This window comes from Modestobacter sp. L9-4 (assembly GCF_019112525.1).
Taxonomy (GTDB): domain Bacteria; phylum Actinomycetota; class Actinomycetes; order Mycobacteriales; family Geodermatophilaceae; genus Modestobacter.
Map to the genome: position 1 here is coordinate 4,140,976 of NZ_CP077800.1, position 24,313 is coordinate 4,165,288.

The following is a 24,313-nucleotide window of genomic DNA, read 5'->3' on the forward strand; positions in this document are numbered from 1 at the left end:
TGTTCTGCCCGGTGGAGCGGCTGCGCGGACCGTCACACCGGCGTCGGGTCGCTGCCCGCCGGCGGCTTGAGGGCGCCGGCCACCAGCGCGGCGACGCCGAGCAGGACGGCGACCACGGTGAGCGCGCGCAGCACGGTGACCTGCTGGCCGAGCAGACCGATCAGCGGCGGGCCGGCCAGGAAGGCGCAGTAGCCGATCGAGGCGACGACGCTGACCCGGGCGGCCGCGGCGGCGGGCTCGTCGGCGGCGGCGCTCATCCCGGTCGGGAAGCCCAGCGAGGCACCCGCGCCCCACAGCAGGGCGCCGACGAAGGCGAGCTGGGGAGAGCCGAAGACGAACAGCAGCAGCCCGACGACGGCCAGCCCGGCCAGGCCCCGGATGACCTGCACCCGCCCGTACCGGTCCAGCACGGACCCACCGAACCAGCGGGCGACGGTCATCGCGGTCAGGAACAGCGCGAAACCGAGCGTGCCGGCGGTCTCGGAGGTCCCGTGGTCGTCGATGAGCGCCACCCCCAGCCAGTCGTTGGCGGTGCCCTCGGCGAAGGAGAAGGCCATGACCACGACGCCGATCAGCCAGGTGCGCGGCTCGCGCCAGGCGGTGAGCGCGCTGCCCTTCGGCGCCGGGGCGCCGTCGGCGTCGACGTGGACGTCGCTGACGAAGCCGCGGACGGAGACCGGCACGACCACGGCGATCAGCACCGCGACACCGGCCAGGTGTGCCGGCACCCCCACGCCCAGGTGCACCATCGCCGCGCCCAGCAGCGCGCCGGCGACGGTGCCGAGGCTGAAGCCGGCGTGGAAGCGGGACATCGTGGCCCGGCCCAGGTGCCGCTCGACCACCGCGCCCTGCACGTTCATCGCCACGTCCCAGGCGCCGTTGGCCAGGCCCATCACGAACAGCCCGGTCACCAGGACGGCGACCCCGGTGACCGAGCCTGCGGCGACCACGCCCAGCGCCGCGGCCAGCGACAGGGACATGACGACGACCGTGCGGCGCGAGCCGAGGCGGGCGATCACCGTGCCGGCCAGCGGCAGGCCGATCACCGAGCCGGCCGCGATCGCCAGCAGCACCAGGCCCAGGGCGGCCGGGTCGAGGTCGAGGCGGTCGCGCACCTGCGGGATGCGCGAGGCCCAGCTGGCGAAGGCGAACCCGGCGCCGATGAAGGCGACGTAGACCCCCCGCTTGGCCGCGTCGACCTGCGCCGGGCCGGGTGCCCGGCGGGCGTCGGTGCTGGTCACTGTGCTGCTCCCTCGGTGGTGGGCCGGACGGCCCGGGCGATGATCTCGGCGGTCTCGGCGCGGGACACCGGGCCGGTGGAGAGGACCTTGTGCATGACCAGGCCCTCGATGAGGCCGTCGACCCCGCGGGACGTGGTCGGGTCGACGAAGCGCTCGAGCACGCCCCGGCTGCGGCGCATCCAGGACTCGGTGACCGTGCGCAGCGCCGGGTTGCGCAGGGCGGCCAGGAACAGCTCGTAGGACACCGCCCAGTCGCGCTCGTCGGCGTCGGCGTCGGCGTGGATGAGGGCGGTGACGGCCTCGACGACGTCGTCCCGGCTGCGGACGTCGGCGAAGTGCGCCTCGTACTTCACCGCCATCCGCTCGGCGTGCACGGTGAAGGCCTGCTCGAGCAGGTCCTCCAGGCCGCTGAAGTGGTACGTCATCGACCCCAGCGGGACGTCGGCGGCGGCGGCGACCAGCCGGTGCGTGGTGCCGGCGACGCCGTGCTCGGCGATGACCCCGATGGCGGCGTCGACGATGCGCTGCCGGCGTTCGGGGTCGTGCCGGCGGGCCGGGCGGTCCAGCTCGGCGGTCACCCGATCGACCGCACGACCCGGGCCGGGCTGCCCACGGCCACGACGTCGGCGGGCAGGTCGCGCGTGACCACGGACCCGGCACCGACCACGGTGTTGGCGCCGATGGTCACGCCCGGGCAGACGATGACGCCGCCGCCGAGCCACACGTTGTCGGAGATCGTGATGGGCTGCGAGCCCTCCCACTTGTCCCGCCGGGGGCCGGGCTCGATCGGGTGGGTGGCGGTGAGCAGCTGGACGCCGGGGCCCATCTGCACGTCGTCGCCGATGGTCACCCGGGCGACGTCGAGGCAGACCAGCCCGAAGTTGACGAAGGTCCGTGCGCCGACCGTGGTCTGGTAGCCGTAGTCGCAGTGGAACGGGGCGCGGATCTCACTGCCCGGGCCGAACGCGCCGAGCAGCTCCTCGAGCACGGCCCGCCGCTGGGCGCCGTCGGTGGGGTCCATCGAGTTGTAGCGGTGGGCGAGGGCCTGGGCGCGGGTGCTGTCCCGGGCGATCTCCGGGTCGTCGGCGATGTAGGCGTCGCCGGCCAGCATGCGGTCGCGCATCGAGCGCTCGTCGGACGTCATGTGTACGACCGTACACAACGATGCGTACGGTCGTACACACGGACACCGGCGTGTCGCAACCACCGTTATCCCCAACATTGCCGCCGATCGGCGGCAGGAAGACCGAGCACCGACGGGGACCGGCTCCGGGCGGTCAGGTGCCGCGGGGCTTGGCGCGGCGGGTCGGCGCGGCGGACGCCGGGTCCTCCGGCCACGGGTGGCGCGGGTACCGGCCGCGGAGCTCGCTGCGCACGGCCGGGTAGCCGGTGACCCAGAACCCGGCCAGGTCGGCGGTGGTGGCGACGACCCGGGAAGCGGGGGAGAGCAGCTGCAGCCGCAACGGCCGGCCGGCGACCACCGGTGCCGCAGCCCAGCCGAACAGCTCCTGCACGCGCGCGGACAGCGTCGGCACATCCGGGTCGGAGTAGTCGACGCGCACCGCGGACCCGGTCGGCACCTGCACGCGCTCGGGCACCAGCTCGTCGAGCCGGCCGGCCAGCTCCCACGGCAGCAGGGAGCGCAGCGCGGCGACGACGTCGACCCGGGTCAGGTCGCGGCGGCTGCGGGCGCCGGACAGCGCCGGGCCCTGTCCCAGCGCGGCCAGCAGCGACTCGTCGTCCACGGCCGGCCAGGGGTCGCCGAGCCCGGCACGGGCCGCAGCGAGCCGTTCGCGCAGCGCGGTGGCCGCCGGCGTCCAGCGCAGCAGGGCCAGGCCCTCGCGGCGCAGTCCCTCGGCCAGGGCGGCGGTGACCGCGGCCGGGTCGGGGTCGGGCAGCGGGCGCTCGGCCAGCACGATCGCACCGAGCCGTTCGACGCGGGCGGCGGAGACGTCGCCGTCCCGCCAGGTGACCTCCGGGCCGTCGGTGTGCGCGGCCGCCCCGGCCTCCAGCGCGGTGGCCTCGTCGACGGCGACCGCGGTGCGGACCCGGGCGTCGCGTCGTCCCGGCGCCCGGTCGGCCGCGGCGACGGCCAGCCAGGGTGCACCGGCCAGCGCGGTGCCCGGGGCGAGCTCGGCACCGGTGCCGGCGGCCAGCAGGTAGGTGCGCTCGGTGCCCGGGCGGCGGCGTGCCAGCCACTCGGGGTGCGCCAGCCCCACGACCAGGCCGGCGGCGACGTCGTCGGGCAGCCGGGTGTCCGGGGCGTCCGGGGCGGCGCGGGTCAGCCGGGCCACCTCGTCGCGCCAGCGCCCGTCGCGGCTCCGGCGGACCTCGCGCCAGTCGGACACCAGGTCGTCGGAGCGGGACGGGACGTCGGAGGACAGCAGCGCGACCACCTCCGCGGCCCGGCGCCGGCCGACCAGCGGTGTGCCGTCCAGCAGCGCCCGGGCCAGCCGCGGGTGTGCACCGACCGCGGTCAGCGACCGCCCGCGCGGGGTGACCCGGCCGGCGTCGTCCACCGCACCGAGCTGGCGCAGGGTGGCGCGGGCGACGGTGAACGCGGCGTCCGGCGGGGTGTCGGGCAGGGCCAGCCCGGTGCCGTCGGGCTCGCCCCAGCAGGCCAGCTCCAGCGCCAGGCCGGTCAGGTCGGCGACGGCGATCTCCGGCTCGGGCGCGGCGGGCAGCCGGTCGTGCTCGGCGGCCGACCACAGCCGGTACACCCGGCCCGGCGCCTCGCGCCCGGCGCGACCGGCCCGCTGGGTGGCGGCGGCCCGCGACACCCGCACGGTGACCAGGGAGCCGAGCCCGCGGGCGACGTCGTAGCGCGGCACCCGGGCGAGCCCGGCGTCGACCACGGTGCGCACGCCGGGGACGGTCAGGCTGGTCTCGGCGACATCGGTGGACAGCACCACCCGTCGCCGCGGCCCGGCGGTGAGCGCGGCGTCCTGGTCGGCGCTGGGCAGCCGACCGTGCAGCGGCCGGACGTCGGCGTCGATCCCGGACAGGAGCCCGGCGACCCGGCCGATCTCGGCGGCGCCGGGCAGGAAGACCAGGACGTCGCCGCTGGTCTCGGCCAGCGCCCGGCGCACGGTGTCGGCCACCGCAGCCAGCAGCCGCGGGTCGACGTGCAGCCCGTGCGCCGGCGCGACCGGGGGAGAGGGCGGGCACCACACCGGCTCGACGTCGTGCAGCGACCCGGTGGCCGCCACGACCGGGGCGTGCCCCATCAGCTCGGCCAGCCGGTCGGCCTGCGCCGTCGCCGACATGGCCAGCAGCTCCAGCTCCGGGCGCAGCGAGCCGCGGACGTCGAGGGTGAACGCCAGTGCGAGGTCGGTGTCCAGGGCGCGCTCGTGGCACTCGTCGAGCACCACGGCGTCGATGCCGGGCAGCTCCGGGTCGGCCTGCAGCCGGCGCACCAGCAGCCCGGTGGTGACCACCTCGACCCGGGTGGCGGCGCTGCGCTGGGAGTCCCCGCGCACGCTGTAGCCGACCGAGCGGCCCACCGGCTCACCGAGCAGGGCGGCCATCCGCCGGGCGGCGGCGCGGGCCGCGACCCGGCGCGGCTCGGCCACCAGGATGCGACCGGGGAGCCGGTCGGCCAGCGCGAGCGGCACGAGCGTCGTCTTGCCGGTGCCGGGCGGGGCGACCAGGACGGCGGCGCCACCGCGGTCGAGGGCGGCGTCCAGGTCCTGGAGGACCGAACGCACGGGGAGGTCGGTCCCCGGCGTCCCGGTCGGTGGCAGCACCGGGTCAGTCTGACCGACTCGGTGGCGTCGTCCGACGGCTCGCGCCGGGGAGGGCCCCGCTCCCGTGCCCGGCGGCCCGGGGCCCACGGACCCTCGGCGCCGCCCGCGCCACACCGACCGGTGCGGCGGACCCGTCCGGTGTGTCCGTCGGGGTCACCGCCGTGCACCGGTGGGTAGCCTGCGCGCATGGGTGCACCGTCGCGTCCCGTCGGTCGCCCCCGGGAGTTCGACGTGGACCGGGCGCTGGACGTCGCCGTCCGCCTGTTTTGGGAACGGGGCTACGAGGGCACCAGTCTCGCCGACCTGACCGACGCCATGGGCATCTCGAAGCCGAGCTTCTACGCCGCGTTCGGCGACAAGGAGCAGCTCTTCCGGCGCGCCCTGGACCGGTACACCGAGGGGCCGGCCTCCTACGCCCTCGCTGCGCTGGAGGAGCCGACGGCCCGGCAGGTCGTCGCAGCGTTCCTCGACGGTGCGGTGCGCGCCACGACCCCGGAGGCGGGGCCGGCCGGGTGCCTGGGTGTCCAGGGTGCGCTCGCGTCGAGCAGTGCCGGCCGGACCGCACACGACGTGCTCGCGGGCTGGCGGAACGACGCCGGCACGCGTCTGGAGGCGCGCTTCCGGCGCGCCGTGGACGAGGGCGACCTCCCGTCCGGCGTGGACCCGGGGAGTCTGGCCCGGTACGTCATGACCGTCGGCTTCGGCATCGCCGTCCAGGCCGCCAGCGGCGTGGGCCGCGCGGACCTCCAGCTGGTCGCCGACGTGGCGAAGCAGAACTGGCGACCTCAGGGCTGACGCCCCGACCGGCGCCCGGGCCGGGGGTGCGGTCGTCGAGACCGACCGCAGCACCCCCCGGGGCCGAGGTGGACCTCACCCGTCGCCCCACCGACGGCCCGGGAGTCGACTCGTGGCTATTTCTGTACCGCACGGAATAGAACTCCGGTGGTGTGACTTCGAGGCAGGGAGACGTCACCGCGGGCGGCGTCTCGGCGACCAGCACCGTCCCACCTCCGACGCCCGGCGCCGGCCGGGACCGGTGGGACGACCACAGCGACCTGTTCGAGGAAGAGGACGACCACATGAGGAACACATCGCTCGGGGGCCTCGAGGTCTCCCGCATCGGCCTGGGGGCCATGGGCATGTCCATCGCCTACACGGGCGCCGGACGGGGCGAGGCGGAGTCCGTCCGCACGGTGCACCACGCCCTGGACCTCGGGGTCACGCACGTCGACACCGCCGAGGTCTACGGGCCGTTCCTCAACGAGGAGCTGGTCGGGCGCGCCCTCGCGGGTCGCCGCGACCGCGTCGTGCTGGCCACCAAGTTCGGGCTGGTCTCCCACACCGGCCGCCCCGGCCCGGACAGCACGCCGGAGAACATCCGCATCGCCGTCGACGGGTCGCTGCGGCGTCTGGGCACCGACCACATCGACCTCTACCACCAGCACCGGGTCGACCCGGACACGCCCATCGAGGAGACGGTCGGGGCGCTGGCCGAACTGGTGACCGCGGGGAAGGTGCGGCACATCGGCCTGTCCGAGGCCGGTCCGTCGACCATCCGCCGGGCGCACGCCGTCCACCCGGTGGCCGCGGTGCAGAGCGAGTACTCGCTGTGGACCCGCGACGTCGAGGCCGACGTCCTGCCGGTGCTGCGGGAACTGGGGATCGGTCTGGTGCCCTACTCCCCACTGGGACGCGGCTTCCTCACCGGCACGATCCGGTCCCTCGACGGCCTCGACGCCGACGACTGGCGCCGCACGAACCCCCGGTTCGCCGACGGGAACCTGGAGCGGAACCTGCGCATCGTCGACGAGGTGTCGGCGGTCGCCGCCGAGGCGGGGGTGACGTCGGCGCAGGTCGCCCTCGCGTGGCTGCTCGCCCAGGGAGAGGGCATCGCGCCGATCCCCGGCACCTCCCGGATCGACCGGGTCACCGAGAACGCCGCCGCCGCCGACGTCGAGCTCACCGCCGACCAGGTGGCCCGCCTCGACGCGCTCACACCCGCCTCCGGGGATCGCTACGACCGGGACAACATGGCCGCCATCGACCACTGACGGTCCGCGGCCGGCCCGGTCGGTCCCGACGTCGTCAGGTCGGGGCCGGCCGGGCCGGTCGGCCCGCGGGGCAGGACCCCGGACGCCGGTGGCGCCCGGGCGCGGAGGTGGTGCGGCAGTGTCGAATGCGGGATCCCAGGAGGCAGCGGACGTGACAGACCCTCGTGCGGGCGGACGTGCCGTCGAGCCGGACGGGCGCCGGCCGATCGGCGTGGGCGTCGTCGGACTGAGTGCGGCGGGGGGCTGGGGTGCCGGGGCGCACCTGCCGGTGCTGTCGGCGGTCGGCGGGTTCGAGCTCCGTGGTCTGGTGGGCAGCTCGCCGACGTCGGCGCGTGCGGCGAGCCGGGCGTACGGCGTGCCCGCGTACCCCTCGGCCGGAGAGCTCGCCGCGGCAGCCGACGTCGACCTCGTCGTGGTCACGGTCCGAACCCCTCGCCACCGCGAGCTGGTCCTGCCCGCACTCGCCGCCGGCACACCGGTGTTCTGCGAGTGGCCCCTCGCCGTGGACCTCCGGGAGGCGGAGGAGCTCGCCGCGGCGGCGCAGGGCATCCCCACCTCCGTCGGCCTGCAGGGCCGGTCCTCGCCCACCTTCCGCTGGTTGGCCGACCTCGTGTCCGACGGCTACGTGGGCGACCTGCTCTCGGTCACCGTCTCCGCGGCGTCGACCGAGTGGGGGAGCCCGGTCGCGGACCGCATGCTCCACACCCTCGACCGCGATCTCGGTGCCAGCATGATGGCCATCGCCTTCGGTCACGCCATCGACTCCGTGTCGATGGTCGTCGGGGAGCTGCAGGACGTGGTCGCGACGACGGCGACCCGGCACCGGTACGTCCCACTCGCCTCCGGCGGTCGGCAGGTGCCGATGACGGCGGAGGACCAGATCGCCGTCTCGGGCACCCTGCCCGGCGGTGCGGTGCTCTCCGCCCACCACCGGGGCGGCACGGCCTCCGGGGCCGGGTTCTCGATGACCATCGACGGCTCGGACGGCACGATCGTGGCCACGGCACCCGACCACCCGCACGTCACGCCGGTCACGGTGCACGGCGTGCGCGGTCGTGGCCGGCCTGCCGAGCTGACGCTCCCCGGTCGCTACGACCGGTTCCCCGAGCTCGCCCGGTCTCCGGTCCACACCCTGGCGCACGCGTACGCGGGCATCCGCGACCAGCTCCTGGGCGGTGCGACCGTCGTGCCCGACTTCGACGACGCGGTCGTGCGGCACCGGCTCCTCGACGCGATCACCCGGTCCGCCGCCACCGGTCGACGGGTCGAGGTCTGAGCGGCCGCTGCCCCGGGCGCCCACTCGCGCCCGGCCGTGGGACGCGCCGCAGCCCGCCCGTCCTGGGAGGATCGGCGACCGTGATCACCGACGACCGCACCGACCAGACCTGGGCGCCTGCGCCCGACCGTTACCAGGCCACCGACTACCGCCGGGCCGGGCGCAGCGGGCTGCTGCTGCCGCCGGTCTCGCTGGGCCTCTGGCAGAACTTCGGCGCCGACCGGCCGCTGGCCACCGCGCGGGACATCCTGCGGCGGGCCTTCGACCTCGGCGTCACGCACTTCGACCTGGCCAACAACTACGGCCCGCCCTACGGGTCGGCGGAGACCACCTTCGGTCAGGTCCTGGCCAGCGACCTGCGCCCGTACCGCGACGAGCTGCTCATCTCGAGCAAGGCCGGCTACGACATGTGGCCCGGCCCGTACGGCGACGGCGGCTCCCGCAAGTACCTCGTGGCCAGCCTCGACCAGACGCTGCGCCGCACCGGCCTGGACTACGTCGACGTCTTCTACTCCCACCGGCGTGACGTCGACACCCCGCTCGAGGAGACGATGGGCGCCCTGGACGCCGTCGTCCGCGCGGGCAAGGCGCTCTACGTCGGCATCTCCAACTACTCGCCCGAGGACACCGCGCGCGCCGCGGAGCTGCTGGCCGGGCTGGGGACGCCGCTGACGCTGCACCAGCCGAGGTACTCGATCTTCGACCGGGTCCCGGAGGGCGGCGTGCTCGACGCGGCGGCCACCGCCGGTGCCGGCGTGGCCGTGTTCTCCCCGCTGGCGCAGGGCCGGCTCACCGACCGCTACCTGAAGGGCGTCCCCGAGGGCTCCCGGGCGACCCGCAGCGCCTACCTCTCCGCCGGCGACGTCACCGAGGACCTCACCGAGCGCGCCCGCGCGCTGAACGAGATCGCCGCCGGCCGCGGCCAGACGCTGGCCCAGCTCGCACTGCGCTGGGTGCTGCGCGACCCCCGCGTCACCACCGCGATCATCGGTGCCAGCTCGGTGGCCCAGTTGGAGGGCAACCTGCAGGCGCTGCAGGGTCCCGACCTCACCGACGCCGAGCTCGCCGCCATCGAGCCGCTGGCCGCACCCGCCGGCGAGAGCCTCTGACGGTCGTCCCGTCGCCGGGCCCCCCGCCCGGCGACGGGACGCGCGGGCGACTCAGTCCAGCCGGACGGTTCAGCCCAGCCGGACGGCGATGACGGCGACGTCGTCGGAGGGCGTCTCGGCCAGCCGCATCAGCACCTCGCACAGCTCGCCGGGCGAGGCGGTGGGCGGCTGGGCGGCCAGCGTCGCGGTGAGCCGGTCCAGGCCCTGGTCCAGGTGCTGGTCGCCGGCGCGCTCGATGAGCCCGTCGGTGTAGGCGACGAGCGTGCTGCCCCGGGGCGCCCACACCGTGGTCGAGGCGCGCACCGTGGCCGGCTCGACGCCGAGGATCAGCCCGTGCACCTCCTCGAGCAGGTGCACGGTGCCGTCGGGGTCCCGCAGGGCCAGCGGCGGGTGGCCGGCGTTGGCGATCACCAGTCGCCACCGGTCCTCGATCGCGGGTACCGGCCGGTGCGCGTGCACGTGGGTGAGGGTGGCGAGCCCCCGCACGGCGAGGACGTCCATCAGTTCGTCGACGCGGGCCAGGACGTCGGCGGGGTCGGGGCGGGTGGCGTCGTAGGCGCTGGCACGCAGCAGCCCACGGAGCTGGCCCATGGTGGCCGCGGCGTCGATGTCGTGGCCGGCGACGTCGCCGATGCTGATCCCGATGCTGGCGTCGGGCAGGGTCATGAGGTCGTAGAAGTCCCCGCCGACCGCGGCGGCCGCCGACGCCGACTCGTACCGCGCGGCGGCCTGCACCCCGGCCAGGTCGGGGAGGGTGGGCAGCAGCGCACGCTGCAGGGTCTCGGCGACCGAGCGTTCGCTCTGGTACAGCCGGGCGTTGTCCAGCGCGAGGCCCGCGCGGCCGGCCAGGTCGGTGAGCAGCTCCACCGCGTCCGGGGTGAACGCGCCCGCCCGTGCGCTGGTCAGCACCAGCACGCCCAGCGTGGCGCCGCGCGCCTGCAGGGGCAGCGCGACGAGCGACCCGATGGCCAGGACGTCGGCGAGGTGGTGCACCTCGGAGTCGGGGTAGCGCGCCCGGGCCTCGGCGGAGGAGACGTCCTCGATCAGCGTCGCGACGCCGCTGCGCAGCGAGTCCGCAGCAGCCGAGTGGTGGGCCAGCGGCCGGCCGGTGACCCGGCTGGTCAGCTGGGCGAGGGTGTCGGCCCGCCCGTCGCGGTGGCGCACGGCGGTGGCGGTGATGACGTCGTCGGCGCCGAGCCGGGCGATGAACGCCGAGTCGGCCAGCGCGGGCACGCACAGCCCGGTGATGCGCTCCATCAGGTCGTCGACGTCCAGCGTGCCGGTCATCGTGGCCGAGGCCTCGTTCATCAGCTGCAGCCGCCGCCGGGCGGCCTCGGCGGCCTCCCTGGCCACGCGCTCGGCCGCCAAGGTGGCCTCGCGCTGGTGCTCGAGCTCGACCTGCCGGGTCACGTCGTGCTGCACGCCGACGTAGTTGGTCAGCTCGCCGGCGCCGTCGAAGATCGGGGTGAGGGTGAGCTGGTTCCAGAACGTGGAGCCGTCGCTCCGGTAGTTGAGCAGGGTGACGGTCTCCTGGCGCCCGGCGGCCACGGCCTCCCGGACGGCGGTCACCGCCGCCGGGTCCGTGGCGGGCCCCTGCAGGAAGCGGCAGTTGAAGCCGATCGCCGCCTCGGCGGGGTAGCCGGTCACCGCGGTGAAGGCGGGGTTCACCCAGACCAGCGGGTTGTCCGGCCGGCGGGCGTCGGAGATGGTGAAGCAGACCTCGGTGGCCGCGATCGCCTCCTCGCGCAGCCGCTGCAGCCGCTCCTGCTGCGCGGCCGGGCCCGCCGTGTCGCGGGGCCCGGGGTGCGGCACCAGCACCACGAGCGACAGGCCGGGGTGCTCGGACCCGTCCTGCCCCCGCGGGTGCGCGATGGCGCCGCCGGTGAGGGGGACGCCGGTCATCGACAGCAGGTCCCGCGCGTCGGGGTCCGACGGTAGTCCACGGCCGGCGGCTGGGCGCAGCCGGACCGGCCGACCGTCCACCGGCAGGCCCCGGGCCACCTGCGCCAGCGGACCCTCGGGGCCGGCCAGGGCCTGCCCGTCCGCGTCGGTCAACCCGGCCGCGGCGCCCCAGGTGTCGAGGTCCACCGGCAGGGCGACGTCCCCGGCCAGTGCGATCGCCGCCCGGTTGGCGAAGGTCACCCGGCCGTCGGCCCGGTCGATCAGCAGCACCGCGACCAGCGAGTCGCCGAGGGCCGCGGGCAGCGCCCGCCCGGCGTCGCCCGGCCAGGCCGACACCGCGGACGCCGTCCGGGCGAGGACGTCGGCCCGGGCGTCGGTGCTCGTCGGCTCGGGCGGACCGCCCTGCGCCGGGGTCGCGGCGGCCGGCGTCCCGCCCCGGGCGGGGCCGTCGTGACCGGCTGCGCGCATGAGCGCGAGAGTAGGTGACCGGCGATCGGGTGGTGCACGAGCTGTCCGCAGCGGACGGGCCGGAGCCCGTCTCGCGGAGCAGGCTCAGCCGAGGTCGTGCACCGAGAGCTCTCCGCGGAGCAGCTCGCCGGCGATCTCGTCGACCAGGCGGCCGGAGCCGTAGGCCCGGGACCGCAGCACCGCCAGCGCGTCGACGTCGGAGGTGTCGAGGACCTGCCGGACCAGGTCCACCGCCTGCCAGGTGAGTGCCCGGACCCGGGCGCCGGGTGTGTCGAGCCAGTGCTGCAGGCCCGGCTGGTGTGGGGCCGCCCAGCTGGTGGAGGTGGTCAGCGCGGCCGACACCAGGCCGACGACGGCGGAGGCGTCGAAGCTGTCCAGCTGCAGCGGCCCGGCGGGGTCCTCCAGGTAGACGACCAGGGCACCGACGCCGGTCAGACCGTGGGTCATCGGGTGGGCCACGACGCTGCGGTAGGGGGTCTGCGTGCGCAGCAGGTCGTGGTAGACCGGCCACCGCCGGTGGAGGTAGGACTCGACGGCGAAGAGCGGGAACTGGGTGTCCACCGCCACCAGGCACGGGCCGGTGCCCACGGTGAACTGCAGCTGCTCGGCCGTCCTCGGCATGGCACCGCTGGCACCCAGCAGGGTCGGCTGCTCGGCGGCCAGGGACAACCCCACCCCGTCCACACGCAGGGCCGCGGCAGCGGCCCGGCTCAGCTGGTCGGGCAGGGGGTCGGTGCGGTCGGGGGAGGACCGCGCCTCGACGAGCGCGGTGGTGAAGCGGGCGGCGATGTCCATGAGGCTCTCGGCTGCGCTGGTCCACCGGGGTGGGGACCAGGACGGGGGCCGGGCCGCGCTGTGGGACCCGGTCACCCGCGTGCACGTCCGCGGGTGGGAGCCGGCGGGTGCGGACACGAGCCTGCGGGTGCCGGGGCCGGCGCGCCACCCGGGGAGCCCAGGCCGTGGAGGCGGCGCCCACCCGGCCCACCGTCCGGGCGCACGCGGACCGTCGTGCACCTCGGTCCTGCGCCGGTGTCCGGGGTCGGGGACGACGACGAGTCCCCGCCCGGCGGACCGGGCGGGGACTCGTGGCTGTCGCTCGGGCCGCGGGGCGGCCCGGTGCAGGGACTACTTGGTCTCGACCGTGAGGGTCGCGACACCGACGACGAGGCCCTTGGTGACCGCGCTGGTGCTGAAGGTCTTGTTCAGCAGGTCGGCGGCCTCGGCGGACATGAGCACGCGCGTCCCGGTGAGCACCGCGGCGCCGTCGGCGTTCATCGTGATCGGCTGGAGCGTCGAGCCGTCCAGGTCGAACAGCGGGGCGCTGGCGGCGGCGAGCTCGCCGTTGACCGACACGTTGCCGAACAGGCGGGCCGGGTCACCCGGGTCGATCGTGAAGTCGGTCAGCTCGACGGTCGTGCCGCCCGCGGTCAGGCTCAGGCCGCTGCCCTCGTGGAACAGGACGCCCTGCACGAAGGGGCGGTAGCCCGAGTCCTTGTCGTACAGCGTCACGGTGCCGCCGGTGATCGGGAAGCTGACCGAGCCGTCGGCCAGCGTGGCGGTGCCGACCGTGCCGGGGGTCAGGCCGAGCTGCCCGAGGGCGGCGGTGAAGCCGGGGTCCAGGGCGACGGCGGAGCTGCCGCCGGGGACGGCGGCGACGGTGGCGGTCGCGGCGGGGGCGCTGACCGACGAGGTGCCGGTGTCCGCGCTGGCCGAGCCGCCACAGGCGCTCAGGCCGAACGCCGCGCTGACGGCGATGGCGGCGGCGAGGGAGGTGCGGGCGAGAGCCGTGGTGGTGCGCATGGGAACTCCTCGTGTCTGGGACCTGACGGCGCCCCACCGGGTGGGCGGGACCTCGTCGATCACCAGGGGTTCGAGCCTGTGCGGCGCACCGGATGGACCCTGTCGCGACGGTCACCCGAACGGGTGGGACGGCGGTCCCGACCCCGTGTCCGGCTCAGGCGCGGGACGTCGCGCCGGGCGTGGCGCGGCCCGTGCCGGCCTGGTGGGACCGGCGCCACCGCACGAGGCGGACCAGCAGGAGGACCGCGGACAGCGCGAAGAGCGCACCGGTGAGGGCCAGCCAGCGCCCGAGGTACCCCGACTGGTCCAGCCCGGTCGCCGCCCGGAAGGTGCCCTCGCTGCGGCGGGTGATCTCCGGTGCCCACACGAGCAGCAGGAGCAGGGACAGGGCCGCGGGGAACCGGACGTGGCCCCACCACCAGGGCCGGGCACCGGCGCCGCGGCCGGCCCGGTCCAGGGCCAGGTAGAGCGGTGCCAGGACCAGGTCGTGGACCAGCGCGGCACCGACCAGCCAGACGAGGACGGCGACCGGCCGGTCGCCCAGCAGCTGCCGGGCCGCGACCCCGGCGACGGCGAGAGCGGCCAGCGTGCCGGCCAGGTGCAGGGGGGAGGCGCCGTAGAGGCGGCGGAAGCGGTCCACGGCTCAGGCCTCGAAGGTCATCCGGGCGACCCACTTGGTGTTGTGCACCCCGGGGTTGGCCGGCACGATCACCCGCGCCGGGAAGCCGTGGTCGGGGGACAGGTCGGCGCCGTTCACCGTGAGGGCGAGCAGTGAGTCGCCGTCCGCGACCTGGTTGCCGCGCAGCCGGGCGGTGGCGAACGCGCCGCCCTGCTCCAGCGACTCCACGAGCACCGACGACGGAGCGGGCTGACCGGCCAGCGCGGCGAGGTCCCGCAGCCGGACGCCCGTCCACGTCTGGTCACCGGTCGACCACCCCTCCACGCAGGCGATCGGCAGCCCCGCGGTGTGCTGGGGGAGGGCCAGCAGGTCCGCGCGCGTGAGCACCACGGGAGCACCGGCCCCGCGCAGCTCCAGCTGCCAGCCCGCCCCGGCCGCCTGCGCGTCGATGCCGGCGGCCGCGGCCGTCCGGTTGACCTGGAACCCGTTCGGGCCGGTCCCGGGGTCCCGGTTGCGGGGTGCCAGCAGCGCCGTCCTGCGCAGCGGTCCGCCGAGGCTCTGCCCGACGGTGGAGACCAGCACGACCCCCGCGCCGGCGCCGACGAGCGCGAGGACGCCGCGGCGGGAGACGCTCGGGTGGTCCGGGGCGGGGCTGACCAGACCGTCGGCGTCCGGCGGCTCGGGGACCGTCGCCGCCGTCGGCGTCCGCAGCTCGTCGCGCAGCCGGCGGGAGCCCAGGCTGCTGCGCATGCGGCCGAACTTGAGGCACACGTGCAGCACGAAGGCGGACATGAACACCCAGCCGCCCCAGAAGTGCAGCGCGTAGAACGACCCGGGGAAGACGTACCAGTACTGGACGTTCAGCACGCCGGTGACGAACTCGAACAGCGCACCGCCCACCAGCAGGAGCAGCGAGAGCCGTTCCAGTGCCTGGGCCGGCGAGGTGACCGGTGGCCAGGTGAACAGCCGGGGCAGCACCGACCACAGCTTGCCCAGCAGGACCGGGACCAGCACCAGCCCGAGCGTGACGTGGACGCCCTCGTTCAGCCGGAACAGCCAGGCCGGGCGCGTCGGCCAGCCGAACACGTGGCCGGCGAGCCACCCCGTCCCCGGCGTCGGGTCGTTGCCGGGCAGTCCGGGGTTGTAGGCGGTCCAGGACAGCAGGCCGGTCACGAAGACGACGGTCACCCCCACGAGGAGCACCGAGCCGAGGACGGCGGTCAGCCAGGGGCCGCGCACCGGGCTGCGCCAGAACGGCGGGCGGAACGGACCCGGGGGCACCCGCTCACCGAGCAGGCCCACCGCGCGGCGGAACGGCTCGGGACCGGCGACCCGGTCACCGGGCTCCTCGCGGGGGGCACCCGCGCCGGTCATGCCGTCAGCGCCGCGAACCACCGGTCACCCGCCGACCAGGACTCACGCAGCACCAGCGGTGTCGCCGCGGCGGCGGCCGTCACGCCCTCGACGTCCAGGGTGGCCCACGGGAACCACGGCCCCACCTCGGTGGTGTTCTCCAGCCGGCGACGGCCCGGGCCCCGGCCGGCACCGGGCGCCTCGACCTCGACCAGGAGCTGCCCGCCCGGGACGAGGAGCTCCGCGCAGCGCGCGAACAGCCGGGCCGGGTCACCGCCGATCCCGAGGTTGCCGTCCAGCAGCACCAGCGTGCCCCACCGCACCTGGTCCGGGACCCGGCCGAAGAGGTCCGCGTACAGGGCGGCGCCGCCCCGGTCGTGGGTCATCTGCAGCGCCACGTCGTTGACGTCGATGCCGACGGCCAGCACGCCCGAGGACCGCAGTTCCGCGCTCAGCCGTCCGGGCCCGCACCCGACGTCGAGGGTGGCGCCGGTGCACCGCTCGAGGACGGTCCGGTCGGCGTCGTCGCACGGGCCCAGCCAGCGGTCCAGCGCGGCGTCGAGGGGACGGACCACGCCGTCGCCGTCGCGCACCCGCCACCCGGACTGGCGGACGCCGCGGGCCGGCAGCCGGGACAGCAGCGCCCGGCCGTACAGGTCGCCCCCACCCGGTGCGTGCGCGTGCCCGGACCCCAGCCGGTGCCCCGGCCCGCTCGGGGGGCGCCAGCCGATGGCCTCGGCCCCCTCGCGGTCGTGGGACCTCGCGGACGTCTCGCTCGCCGTCACGTCACTCCTGTGCGGGCTGGGCCGGTGTCCCGGCAGGTCTGGTGGTGGTCGCGGTCTGCGGGGTGGTGCGGGCGCCGCGTCGTCAGCGCGCCGCGTCGTCCCGGTCTTCGAGGCCACCGGTCCCACCGGTCGGGTGCGGCCGGTCACCGGGGTGGCCGGGCCCCGGCACCCGGCCGAGGTCACCCAGTCCTGCCGCCACCGCGCCCACGACCCGGCGGGTGCGGCTCTCCGGCGGGCAGTCGGCGGCGACCGCCAGTGCGTCGGCGAAGTGGTCGATGTCGGTGAGCGGCGGCAGGTCGACCACCTGCAGACCGACGTCCTCGAGTGCCGCACGGGTGAGCCGGCCGGTGTCGGCGCGGGACATGGGCACGTCGACGAGCACCTGCGCCGCGGCGGCGCCGTGCAGCCCGAGGGCCCACCAGCCGCCGTCGGGTGCGGTGCCGAGCACGGCGGTCCCCGGGCCGCCGGCGAGCAGCGCCTCGAGGGCGTCGTGCAGCAGGACGGACGTCACCTGGGGGGTGTCCATGCCGATCAGCAGCGTCGGGAGCGGCGCGGGGGCCATCGCCGCCGCGAAGGCCGCAGCCAGCCGGGTGCCCAGGTCGCCCTCGACCTGGGGGACCACCGTGCAGCCGGTCAGGTCGAGCTCGCCGGGGGCACCGTCGAGGGCCACGACCCGTCGCTGGACGGGTGTGGCCCGCACGACGTCGAGGGTGTCGCCGACGGCGGCGGCGGCGATCGCGGCGGCCTGGCCGGGGGTGCAGGGCGGGGTCAGGCGGGTCTTGCTCCGGCCGGGTACCGGCGCCTTGGTGATGACCAGCAGCTGGGCGGCGGTCACCGCGCCAGCACCCCGCTCATGTCGCGGACCGTGCGCGCGGTGCCGAGCCAGGTGCCGGTGACCTTGGACTTCCCGCCCTCGGTGCGCGGGGCGTAGGGCACGTCGAGCTCCTGCACCCGCCAGCCGGCGTCGGCAGCCCGGACGACCATCTCCAGGGGGTAGCCGAACCGGCGGTCGGTGATGCCGAGGTCGAGCAGCGCGGTGCGCCGTCCTGCCCGCATCGGGCCGAGGTCGTGCAGGCGCAGGCCGGTGCGGCGGCGCAGCAGCACGGTGAGCGCCCGGTTGGCCACCCGGGCGTGCGGCGGCCAGGCCCCGCGGGTCGTCGGGCGGCGCCGGCCCAGCACCAGGTCGGCGGTGCCGGCCTGCACCGGGCTCACCAGCCGGGGGAGGTCGGCGGGGTCCATCGAGCCGTCGGCGTCGCAGAAGCACACGTGGTCGGCGGTGGCCGCCTCCAGGCCGGCGTGCGCGGCTGCGCCGAAACCGCGCTGCGGGACCGGGACGACGGTGGCGCCCAGCGCGGCGGCCACGTCCGGCGAGCCGTCGGTCGACCCGTTGTCGGCGACGATCGCGCGGTAGCCGGCCGGCAGGCGGGAGAGGACCCAGGGGAGGGCCGCTGCCTCGTCCAGGCAGGGCAGGACGACGTCCACCGGAGCCGGGCCCTGCTGCCCGGTCACGGCGCCGGCCGCAGCGGGGCGGTCGCGAACTCGCGCACCCCGTCCTCGAAGGTCACCTGTGCGCGGAAGCCGAGCTCGTCGGCGGCGCGCTGCGGACTGGCGACGACGTGGCGCACGTCGCCGATCCGGTACTGCCCGGTGACCACCGGGGCGGGGCCGCCGAACGCCTCGGCCAGCGCGGTCGCCATCTCACCGATCGTGTGCGGGCTGCCGGAGGCGACGTTGTGGGCGCGCAGCGTGCCGGCCGCCGGTCCGGCCTCCAGGGCCCGCAGGTTCGCCTGCGCCACGTCGCGGACGTGCACGAAGTCCCGCTGCTGGCGCCCGTCCTCGAACACGCGCGGGGCCCGCCCGGCCTCCAGGGCGCTGCGGAAGACCGCGGCCACGCCCGAGTAGGGGGTGTCGCGGGGCATCCGTGGCCCGTAGACGTTGTGGTACCGCAGCGCGACGGCGGTGCCGCCGCCGGTGGCCGCCCAGGCGGCGGCGAGGTGCTCCTGGGCGAGCTTGGTCGCGGCGTAGGTGTTGCGCGGGTCGAGCGCGGCGTCCTCGGTCACCTCGCCCCAGCTCAGCGCGCGGCCGCAGACCGGGCACGGCGGGTCGAACCGGCCGGCGTCGAGCTCGGTGCGGGAGCGCGGCGCCGCGGGGACGACACCGTGCTCGGCGCAGACGTAGCGGCCCTCGCCGTAGACCACCATCGAGCTGGCCAGCACCAACCGGCCGGTGCCCGCGCGGTCCATCGCGGCCAGCAGCACGCCGGTGCCCAGGACGTTGATGCCGGCGTACTCCGGCATGTCCTGCACGTCGACGCCGAGGCCGACCATCGCCGCCTGGTGGCACACGGCGTCCACCCCGGCGAGCGCCGCGTCGACGGTGGCCGGGTCGCGGACGTCGCCGACCACCAGGTCGACGTCCTCGGTGCCCGGCGGCCGCCCGGGGTACCGGGGGTGGACGGCGGGCAGGAGGGCGTCGAGGACGCGGACGTCGTGGCCGGCGCCGAGCAGCGCGGACACCACGGCACCACCGATGAAGCCGGCGCCGCCGGTCACGAGAACACGCACGCGGCGGGACGCTACGTGCTCGTCCTGGGGGCTGCCCGACGGCGCGCCACCGGACGCCCCGGAGGGTGAGCGCCACCTCGTGGGGTCGACCCGGGAGGACGGCCTCTCTCCGCTAGCGTCGCCGCGTGAACCACGCCCGCAGGTGGTGGGTGCTCGGCACGCTGACCGGCGCGGCCGCGCTCGTGCCGGCCCACCTGACCAGCACGCTGCCGCCGATCAACCGCGACTCCTGGGCGCCGGGCCGGCGGCACGAGGTCCTCGTGCAGGTGTTCGTGGACCTGGGCGTGTGGTGGCTGCTGTTCGCGGTCACCGCCTTCGCGCTGCTGCACGCCCCCCGGCGGCTGGCGGTGGTCACCGCGCTGGTGCTCGGTGCCGCGGCCGGCATCGCCGCGATGGCGCACACCGCGGTGCTGTCCGACGACCTCTACCGGTACGCCTGGGACGGGCGGGTGCAGGTGTCCGGCACGAACCCCTACCGGTACGCGCCCAGCGACCCGGCCCTGGCCCCGCAGCGGGACCCCTGGCTGTGGCCGTCGGCCGCCGAGTGCGCGGAGCGGGGCAAGGACGTCCCCTGCACGCGGATCAACCGCCCGGACGTGCGCACCATCTACCCGCCCGGGGCGCAGGTCTGGTTCGTGCTCGGGCGCCTCGTGCTGCCCGTGGCGGCCCGCGACCTCGGCTGGGAGGTGCTGGGCCTGCTGGTGGCCACCGCCACGGGCGTGCTGATCGCCTGGGTGCTGCACCGCACCGGCCGCGACCCGCGGTGGGTCGTGCTCTGGGCGTGCTGCCCGGCGGTGCCGCTGGAGGCGGTGCAGAACGCGCACGTCGACTCCCTCGCCGCCCTGCTGGTGGCGGGCACCGCGGCCGTCCTGCTCACCGCGCGGGGTGCGCCCGACCGGTCCGGACCCGAGCTCAGCCGGCGGCGCACCGTCGCGGCGGCCGGGCTCCTCGCCGCCGCCGGGCTGGTGAAGCTGTACCCGTTCGTCCTGCTGCCGGCGCTCTTCCGGCGGCACCGCCCGCTGGCGTGGCTGGTCGTCGGGGTGCTGACCCTGGGCGCCTACCTGCCCTACGTGCTCGGCGTGGGCGGCGGCGTCCTCGGCTACCTGCGCGGCTACCTGCAGGAGCAGGGGTACGACGAGGGCGGGCGGTTCGCGCTCCTGGCACTCACCGGGCTGACCGGGACGCCGGTGAAGGTGCTGGCCTACGCGATCGTGGCCGGCGTCCTGCTGCTGGCGCTGCTGCGGCGGCTCGGGCCACCGCTGCCGGCCGCGCTGACCGTCTTCGTCACCCTGCTGCTGGTCGCGACCCCCGGCGAGGCCTGGTACGAGCTGGTGCTGCTCGTGCTCATCGCGCTCACCGGCCGGTGGCAGTGGTGCCTGGTCGTCGTCGCCGACCACACCCGCTACCTCATCGCGATCCTCGGGGCCCCGAACGACCCCGTCACCCGCGGGGGCTACGCACTGGCCCTGGTCGTCGGGGTGGGGGTCACCGTGCAGCAGCACCTGGCCGACCGGAGGCAGCCGGCAGCCGGGACGGACGGGACGCCGGCGCCCGTGCCGGCCGCCGCCCCTGCGCCGGGCGACCCGCCCGGCCGACCGACCTGACCGGCCGCCGCCCCAGCGCCGGGCGACCCGCCCGACCTGACCGGCCGCTCCTACGCCGGGCGACCCGCCCGGCCGGCCTGACCTGCCGCCGCTCCTGCGCCGGGCGACCCGCCCGGTCGGCCTGACCTGCCGCCGCTCCTGCGCCGGGCGACCCGCCCGGTCGGCCTGACCTGCCGCCGCTCCTGCGCCGGGCGACCCGCCCGGCCGGCCGATCTCACCGGCAACCGTTCCTCTGCCGGACGGTCGGCCTGACCGGCCGCCGTCCGTGCCCGGCACCCGGGGGCGCCGTCCCGGAAGGACGAGATCGGGCTGGTGGTGGCCTCGCGACCGGGATGACCACGCCCAGCCCGAGGTGATCACCCTCGGACGCCGGTCAGGTGGCCCGGCGCACCGGACCCTGCGGGGGGTCACCGACCCCGGGGGGCACGGCCCACGACGGTGATCGGCTCCCACGGGTACTACTGGTTGCGGGTCGTCGCCGAGGACAGCCACCCACTGCTCTGACCGTGCGGCCCCGGCGGACCACGGAGGGTCACTCCGCGCCGCGACACCACCGGCCCCGCGCGCCACACCCCGCCGCCTCCCGGTCCCGTCGGAGGGTGCACCTAGCGTCTGACCCGAGGTGATCACAGACATGAGTGACGAGCAGGACGTGGCAGCGGCCGGACGGGTCGACCAGGCGCGACCGGAGACCGGGGCGACCGCCGTGGTGCCCGGCCAGCGCACCGAGGCCCACCCGGTGACCCCGCCGACCGAGCCGGCGACGGAGCACCTGACCCAGCCCGGGGTGCCGATGGTCGGACCGCGACAGCACGAGACGGCGGCCCCTGCGGCCACCGACCCGGTGCCCGCGGAACCGGTCGGTCAGGAAGCTGCGCCGGGGCACCAGCCGACGACGCCGGTGGAGGCGCGTCCGCGCCCGCGGCCGCGGATGCCGCGCCCGGAGACGATGATCCGGATGGGGCCCTGGGCGCCGGTCGCGGGTGCTGCGATCGGGTTGCTGCTGGGCCTGCTCGTGGTGGCGTTCCTCGCCTCGTCCGCCGAGACCTTCGACCAGCGGATGGCGCTGGTGTTCGTCGTCCTGGGGCTGTCGCTGCTCGGCGCCGGCGGCACGCTGCTGGCCGACGAGGTGCGGCTGCTGCGCCGCGGCACCCAGGCCGTCGAGGCCCGCTCGGCCAACGCCGGGATGATCGCCGGGCTGCTCAACGGGCTCACCCCCGCGCGGCTGCTGATCACCGCGAGCGCCTTCTCGCTGCTGCTCAGCGCCTACGTCACGACCAACTGAGCGTCACGACCGACTGAGCGTCACCACCGACCGACCACCGGCCCGGCCGGCAACCCTGGGTGCCGGCCGGGCCGCGGGTCACTCGCGGTCGGGGGTGCGCAGCTCGTCGAGGTCCAGCCGCCCGGCGACCAGGTCGTCGGCGACGTCGTCCACCACCCGGCCGGTCGCGAAGGCGTGCGCCTTGAGCACGGCCAGGGCGTCGGCGGTGTCCAGGTCGAAGCCCACGTTGACCATGCCGGTGGCCTGCCAGACCCGGGCCCGGCGCAGCGCGTCGGGGCCGTCCCACCAGCCGCGGCGGCCCTCCTCGACGGGGGCACCCAGGGCGGCGGCGACCATCGCCCGGGTCATCGCGATGGTCACGTCGGCGACGTCCTCACGGTCGGTCGCCGGCAGCTGGTCGGCGTTGCGCACGTAGAGGTCCAGCACGACCAGCGGACCCAGCGGCGGCAGCAGCGGCACCGACAGCACCGCGTGGAACTTCGTCTTCCCGACCAGCGCCTCGTGCAGCTCGGGCCAGTTGCGCGCGATGGCGGCCTCGTCGAAGGCGATGACCACGCCGTCGTCGTGCGCCCGCAGCGCGGGGCCGTCGCCGTGGGTGAACTGCAGCCGCTCGGCCTGCGAGGCGGTCGCGTCACTGGCGCCGATCGGCGTCCGGTGCCCGTCCATGTCGTGGATGCTCAGGCCCGCGCCGTCCACCGGCAGTGCGGCCACGGCAGCCCGGGCCAGCCGGACGGCGAGCATCTCCGGGCCGCGGAGCTCCGGCGGCGGCAGCTTGTCCAGCTCCGCCAGGAAGCGCTGTGCTGCCGGACCCGGCTCGGTCATCTGGTTCCTCCGTCGTCGTCACGCCCGGCGGTGCCGGGGCGAACTGCCCTGCACACTCTGCCCGGTCAGCCGAAGGCGTCCAGCCCCAGGTGCACCGCGAGGCCCAGGCCGGCCACCGCGATGACCCGGCGCAGCAGCAGCTGCGGCACCACCCGGGCCACCCGTGGGCCCAGCCGGCCACCGGCCAGGCAGCCGATCGCCAGCGGCAGCACCGCGGACCAGTCGACGTCGGCGAAGAAGACGTAGCCCAGCGCGGCCACCGAGTTCGCCACGCCCAGCACCGAGTTCTTCAGCGCGTTGCCCTGCGGCAGGCCCACGTCCATGACCAGCAGGAAGGTGGCGAGCATCAGGACCCCGGCGGCCGCGCCGAAGTAGCCGCCGTAGATCGAGATGCCGAAGGTGCCCAGCACCACGCCCCAGTGGTCGCGGTGCTGGTGCCCGGTCCGGGCGCCCTCGGCGGCCAGCTCCCGGGGGGAGCGCTGCACCAGGATCGCCGCGGAGGCCGCGGCGATCAGGACGGGCACCAGCTTCTCGAACGCCGAGGAGGGCGTGAGCAGCAGCAGCACCGCGCCCACGGCCCCGCCGGCCAGCCCGGCGGCGCACAGCCGCACCAGCCGGCGGCGCTGGCCGACGAGCTCGGGCCGGGAGGCGCTGACGGAGCCGACGCTGTTGAACACCAGGGCCACGGTGTTGGTCACGTTCGCCGACAGCGGCGGGATGCCGGTGGCCAGCAGCGCGGGGTAGCTGATCAGCGAGGCCAGCCCGGCGACGCTGCCCACCAGCCCCGCCCCGAGCCCGGCGAGCACGAGCAGGAGGAACTCACCGACGTTCACCGGCGCACCAGCACGACGATCGCGACCAGGCCCAGGACGACGATCCCGGTCCGCAGCACCGGCGCGGGCAGCCGGCGTCCGAAGGTCGACCCGAGGTGCCCGCCGACCAGCGAGCCGGCGGCGACCAGCCCGGCCGCCCGCCAGTCGACCCGGTCGGAGGCCACCAGCACGTAGGCGAGGGCGGCGACGGCGTTGACGCCGAGGGTCAGCACGTTCTTGATCGCGTTGAGCCGCTGGAGCGGTTCGCGCAGCAGCAGTCCGAACAGCCCGACCTGCAGCACGCCCTGGCTGGCGGCGAAGTAGCCGCCGTAGGTGCCGGTGGCGTACGCCCCGGCGACCAGGCCGGCCAGCCGCGCGCCGCGGACGCCGTCCGGTCCACCGCCCGGCCGGGTGCGCAGCCGCCGCTGCAGCGCCGGCTGGACGGCGACCAGCGCCACGGCCAGACCGACCAGCCCCGGCACGATCGCCTCGAACGCCGACGCCGGCAGGTGCAGCAGCAGGAACGCCCCGGTGAGGGCGCCGAGCACCGAGGCCGGCAGCAGCCGCAGCAGCAGCCCGCGCTGCCCGGCGAGCTCGCGCCGGTAGCCGATCGCGCCGGTCAGGTTGCCGGGCACGAGCCCCAGGGAGTTGGAGACGGTCGCGGTCACCGGCGGCAGCCCGACGGCCAGCAGCACCGGGAAGGTCACCAGCGTGCCCGAGCCGACGACGGCGTTGATGCCGCCCGCGGCCAGCCCCGCCGCGGCCACCGCGACCATCTCCCACGCCGTCATGCCCGCATCTCCGCGAGGGTGTCACAGCCCCCGGGACCGCCCGACGGACAGCCGTCGGCACACCGCTCAGCAGGTGCGGAACGGG

The 24,313-nt window shown here is 76.4% G+C and carries 22 protein-coding genes; 6 read left to right on the forward strand and 16 right to left on the reverse strand.

Going from position 1 to position 24,313, the window contains the following annotated elements:
- Window positions 1–32: 32 nt before the first annotated feature.
- The 4 genes from KUM42_RS19685 to hrpB all read right to left on the reverse strand — a co-directional run bounded on the left by KUM42_RS19685 (window position 33) and on the right by hrpB (window position 4,987).
- Window positions 33–1,241, reverse strand: a complete 1,209-nt coding sequence (locus tag KUM42_RS19685; protein WP_237494203.1) for an MFS transporter — start codon at window positions 1,239–1,241, stop codon at window positions 33–35.
- Complete coding sequence (locus KUM42_RS19690) at window positions 1,238–1,819, reverse strand: TetR/AcrR family transcriptional regulator (protein WP_237494204.1); 582 nt, start codon at window positions 1,817–1,819, stop codon at window positions 1,238–1,240. Before KUM42_RS19690 ends, KUM42_RS19685 begins: the two co-directional genes overlap by 4 nt.
- The gene (locus KUM42_RS19695) at window positions 1,816–2,385 is read right to left on the reverse strand and encodes a sugar O-acetyltransferase (protein ID WP_237494205.1); all 570 of its coding nucleotides are present in this window, start codon (window positions 2,383–2,385) and stop codon (window positions 1,816–1,818) included. Before KUM42_RS19695 ends, KUM42_RS19690 begins: the two co-directional genes overlap by 4 nt.
- Before the next feature lie 133 nt (window positions 2,386–2,518).
- Window positions 2,519–4,987, reverse strand: a complete 2,469-nt coding sequence (hrpB, locus tag KUM42_RS19700) for an ATP-dependent helicase HrpB (protein ID WP_237494206.1) — start codon at window positions 4,985–4,987, stop codon at window positions 2,519–2,521.
- A 186-nt stretch (window positions 4,988–5,173) separates the two neighbouring features.
- Between hrpB and KUM42_RS19705 the strand changes: the two genes are divergently transcribed.
- The 4 genes from KUM42_RS19705 to KUM42_RS19720 all read left to right on the forward strand — a co-directional run bounded on the left by KUM42_RS19705 (window position 5,174) and on the right by KUM42_RS19720 (window position 9,423).
- Complete coding sequence (locus KUM42_RS19705; RefSeq protein ID WP_237494207.1) at window positions 5,174–5,782, forward strand: TetR/AcrR family transcriptional regulator; 609 nt, start codon at window positions 5,174–5,176, stop codon at window positions 5,780–5,782.
- Window positions 5,783–6,066: 284 nt separating this feature from the next.
- A complete protein-coding gene (locus KUM42_RS19710) occupies window positions 6,067–7,038 on the forward strand; it encodes an aldo/keto reductase (RefSeq protein ID WP_237494208.1) in 972 nt (323 codons plus the stop codon).
- 151 nt (window positions 7,039–7,189) lie between these two features.
- Window positions 7,190–8,314 carry a Gfo/Idh/MocA family protein gene (locus KUM42_RS19715; protein ID WP_237494209.1) on the forward strand — a complete coding sequence of 375 codons (1,125 nt, stop codon included), beginning with the start codon at window positions 7,190–7,192 and terminating at the stop codon, window positions 8,312–8,314.
- A gap of 80 nt (window positions 8,315–8,394) precedes the next feature.
- Window positions 8,395–9,423 (forward strand): aldo/keto reductase, encoded by a 1,029-nt coding sequence (locus KUM42_RS19720; protein ID WP_304610722.1) that lies wholly within the window; start codon window positions 8,395–8,397, stop codon window positions 9,421–9,423.
- Window positions 9,424–9,492: 69 nt separating this feature from the next.
- On the opposite strand, the gene KUM42_RS19725 is transcribed toward KUM42_RS19720, so the two are convergent.
- The 9 genes from KUM42_RS19725 to KUM42_RS19765 all read right to left on the reverse strand — a co-directional run bounded on the left by KUM42_RS19725 (window position 9,493) and on the right by KUM42_RS19765 (window position 18,914).
- A complete protein-coding gene (locus KUM42_RS19725) occupies window positions 9,493–11,793 on the reverse strand; it encodes a SpoIIE family protein phosphatase (protein ID WP_237494210.1) in 2,301 nt (766 codons plus the stop codon).
- A gap of 84 nt (window positions 11,794–11,877) precedes the next feature.
- The gene (locus KUM42_RS19730; RefSeq protein ID WP_237494211.1) at window positions 11,878–12,588 is read right to left on the reverse strand and encodes a GAF domain-containing protein; all 711 of its coding nucleotides are present in this window, start codon (window positions 12,586–12,588) and stop codon (window positions 11,878–11,880) included.
- A 330-nt stretch (window positions 12,589–12,918) separates the two neighbouring features.
- Window positions 12,919–13,593, reverse strand: a complete 675-nt coding sequence (locus tag KUM42_RS19735) for a hypothetical protein (protein ID WP_237494212.1) — start codon at window positions 13,591–13,593, stop codon at window positions 12,919–12,921.
- A gap of 154 nt (window positions 13,594–13,747) precedes the next feature.
- Window positions 13,748–14,233, reverse strand: coding sequence for a hypothetical protein (locus KUM42_RS19740; RefSeq protein ID WP_237494213.1), 486 nt, complete (start codon window positions 14,231–14,233; stop codon window positions 13,748–13,750).
- A gap of 3 nt (window positions 14,234–14,236) precedes the next feature.
- Entirely contained in the window at window positions 14,237–15,586 is a 1,350-nt protein-coding gene (locus tag KUM42_RS19745; RefSeq protein ID WP_237494214.1) for a molybdopterin-dependent oxidoreductase, read from the reverse strand.
- Window positions 15,583–16,350: a bifunctional 2-polyprenyl-6-hydroxyphenol methylase/3-demethylubiquinol 3-O-methyltransferase UbiG gene (locus KUM42_RS19750; protein WP_237494215.1), complete on the reverse strand. Its 768-nt coding sequence runs from the start codon at window positions 16,348–16,350 to the stop codon at window positions 15,583–15,585. Before KUM42_RS19750 ends, KUM42_RS19745 begins: the two co-directional genes overlap by 4 nt.
- A gap of 82 nt (window positions 16,351–16,432) precedes the next feature.
- Window positions 16,433–17,185, reverse strand: a complete 753-nt coding sequence (locus KUM42_RS19755) for a DUF2064 domain-containing protein (RefSeq protein WP_237494216.1) — start codon at window positions 17,183–17,185, stop codon at window positions 16,433–16,435.
- On the reverse strand, window positions 17,182–17,859 hold the full coding sequence (locus KUM42_RS19760; protein ID WP_237494217.1) for a glycosyltransferase family 2 protein: 678 nt from the start codon (window positions 17,857–17,859) through the stop codon (window positions 17,182–17,184). Before KUM42_RS19760 ends, KUM42_RS19755 begins: the two co-directional genes overlap by 4 nt.
- Window positions 17,856–18,914 carry an NAD-dependent epimerase/dehydratase family protein gene (locus tag KUM42_RS19765; protein ID WP_237494218.1) on the reverse strand — a complete coding sequence of 353 codons (1,059 nt, stop codon included), beginning with the start codon at window positions 18,912–18,914 and terminating at the stop codon, window positions 17,856–17,858. Before KUM42_RS19765 ends, KUM42_RS19760 begins: the two co-directional genes overlap by 4 nt.
- 125 nt (window positions 18,915–19,039) lie before the next feature.
- On the opposite strand from KUM42_RS19765, the gene KUM42_RS19770 reads away from it, so the two are divergent.
- Window positions 19,040–20,518, forward strand: a complete 1,479-nt coding sequence (locus KUM42_RS19770; RefSeq protein WP_237494219.1) for a hypothetical protein — start codon at window positions 19,040–19,042, stop codon at window positions 20,516–20,518.
- 634 nt (window positions 20,519–21,152) lie between these two features.
- Window positions 21,153–21,803, forward strand: coding sequence for a hypothetical protein (locus KUM42_RS19775; RefSeq protein ID WP_237494220.1), 651 nt, complete (start codon window positions 21,153–21,155; stop codon window positions 21,801–21,803).
- Window positions 21,804–21,881: 78 nt separating this feature from the next.
- Here KUM42_RS19775 and KUM42_RS19780 read toward each other — a convergent pair whose 3' ends face one another.
- From KUM42_RS19780 to KUM42_RS19790, 3 genes are all read right to left on the reverse strand, one after another.
- Window positions 21,882–22,625, reverse strand: coding sequence for a hypothetical protein (locus tag KUM42_RS19780; protein WP_237494221.1), 744 nt, complete (start codon window positions 22,623–22,625; stop codon window positions 21,882–21,884).
- A 65-nt stretch (window positions 22,626–22,690) separates the two neighbouring features.
- Window positions 22,691–23,458, reverse strand: coding sequence for a sulfite exporter TauE/SafE family protein (locus KUM42_RS19785; RefSeq protein ID WP_237494222.1), 768 nt, complete (start codon window positions 23,456–23,458; stop codon window positions 22,691–22,693).
- The gene (locus KUM42_RS19790; RefSeq protein ID WP_237494223.1) at window positions 23,455–24,228 is read right to left on the reverse strand and encodes a sulfite exporter TauE/SafE family protein; all 774 of its coding nucleotides are present in this window, start codon (window positions 24,226–24,228) and stop codon (window positions 23,455–23,457) included. The genes KUM42_RS19785 and KUM42_RS19790 overlap by 4 nt, the downstream gene beginning before the upstream one ends.
- Window positions 24,229–24,313 lie beyond the last annotated feature (85 nt).

Bases quoted from the DNA above. Each gene is read 5' to 3' on its own strand.
- KUM42_RS19710 (WP_237494208.1), top strand. From the start codon at position 6,067: ATGAGGAACACATCGCTCGGGGGCCTCGAGGTCTCCCGCATCGGCCTG.
- KUM42_RS19735 (WP_237494212.1), bottom strand. From the start codon at position 13,593: ATGCGCACCACCACGGCTCTCGCCCGCACCTCCCTCGCCGCCGCCATC.
- KUM42_RS19730 (WP_237494211.1), bottom strand. From the start codon at position 12,588: ATGGACATCGCCGCCCGCTTCACCACCGCGCTCGTCGAGGCGCGGTCC.
- KUM42_RS19695 (WP_237494205.1), bottom strand. From the start codon at position 2,385: ATGACGTCCGACGAGCGCTCGATGCGCGACCGCATGCTGGCCGGCGAC.
- KUM42_RS19790 (WP_237494223.1), bottom strand. From the start codon at position 24,228: ATGACGGCGTGGGAGATGGTCGCGGTGGCCGCGGCGGGGCTGGCCGCG.
- KUM42_RS19780 (WP_237494221.1), bottom strand. From the start codon at position 22,625: ATGACCGAGCCGGGTCCGGCAGCACAGCGCTTCCTGGCGGAGCTGGAC.
- KUM42_RS19725 (WP_237494210.1), bottom strand. From the start codon at position 11,793: ATGCGCGCAGCCGGTCACGACGGCCCCGCCCGGGGCGGGACGCCGGCC.
- KUM42_RS19745 (WP_237494214.1), bottom strand. From the start codon at position 15,586: ATGACCGGCGCGGGTGCCCCCCGCGAGGAGCCCGGTGACCGGGTCGCC.
- KUM42_RS19775 (WP_237494220.1), top strand. From the start codon at position 21,153: ATGAGTGACGAGCAGGACGTGGCAGCGGCCGGACGGGTCGACCAGGCG.
- KUM42_RS19705 (WP_237494207.1), top strand. From the start codon at position 5,174: ATGGGTGCACCGTCGCGTCCCGTCGGTCGCCCCCGGGAGTTCGACGTG.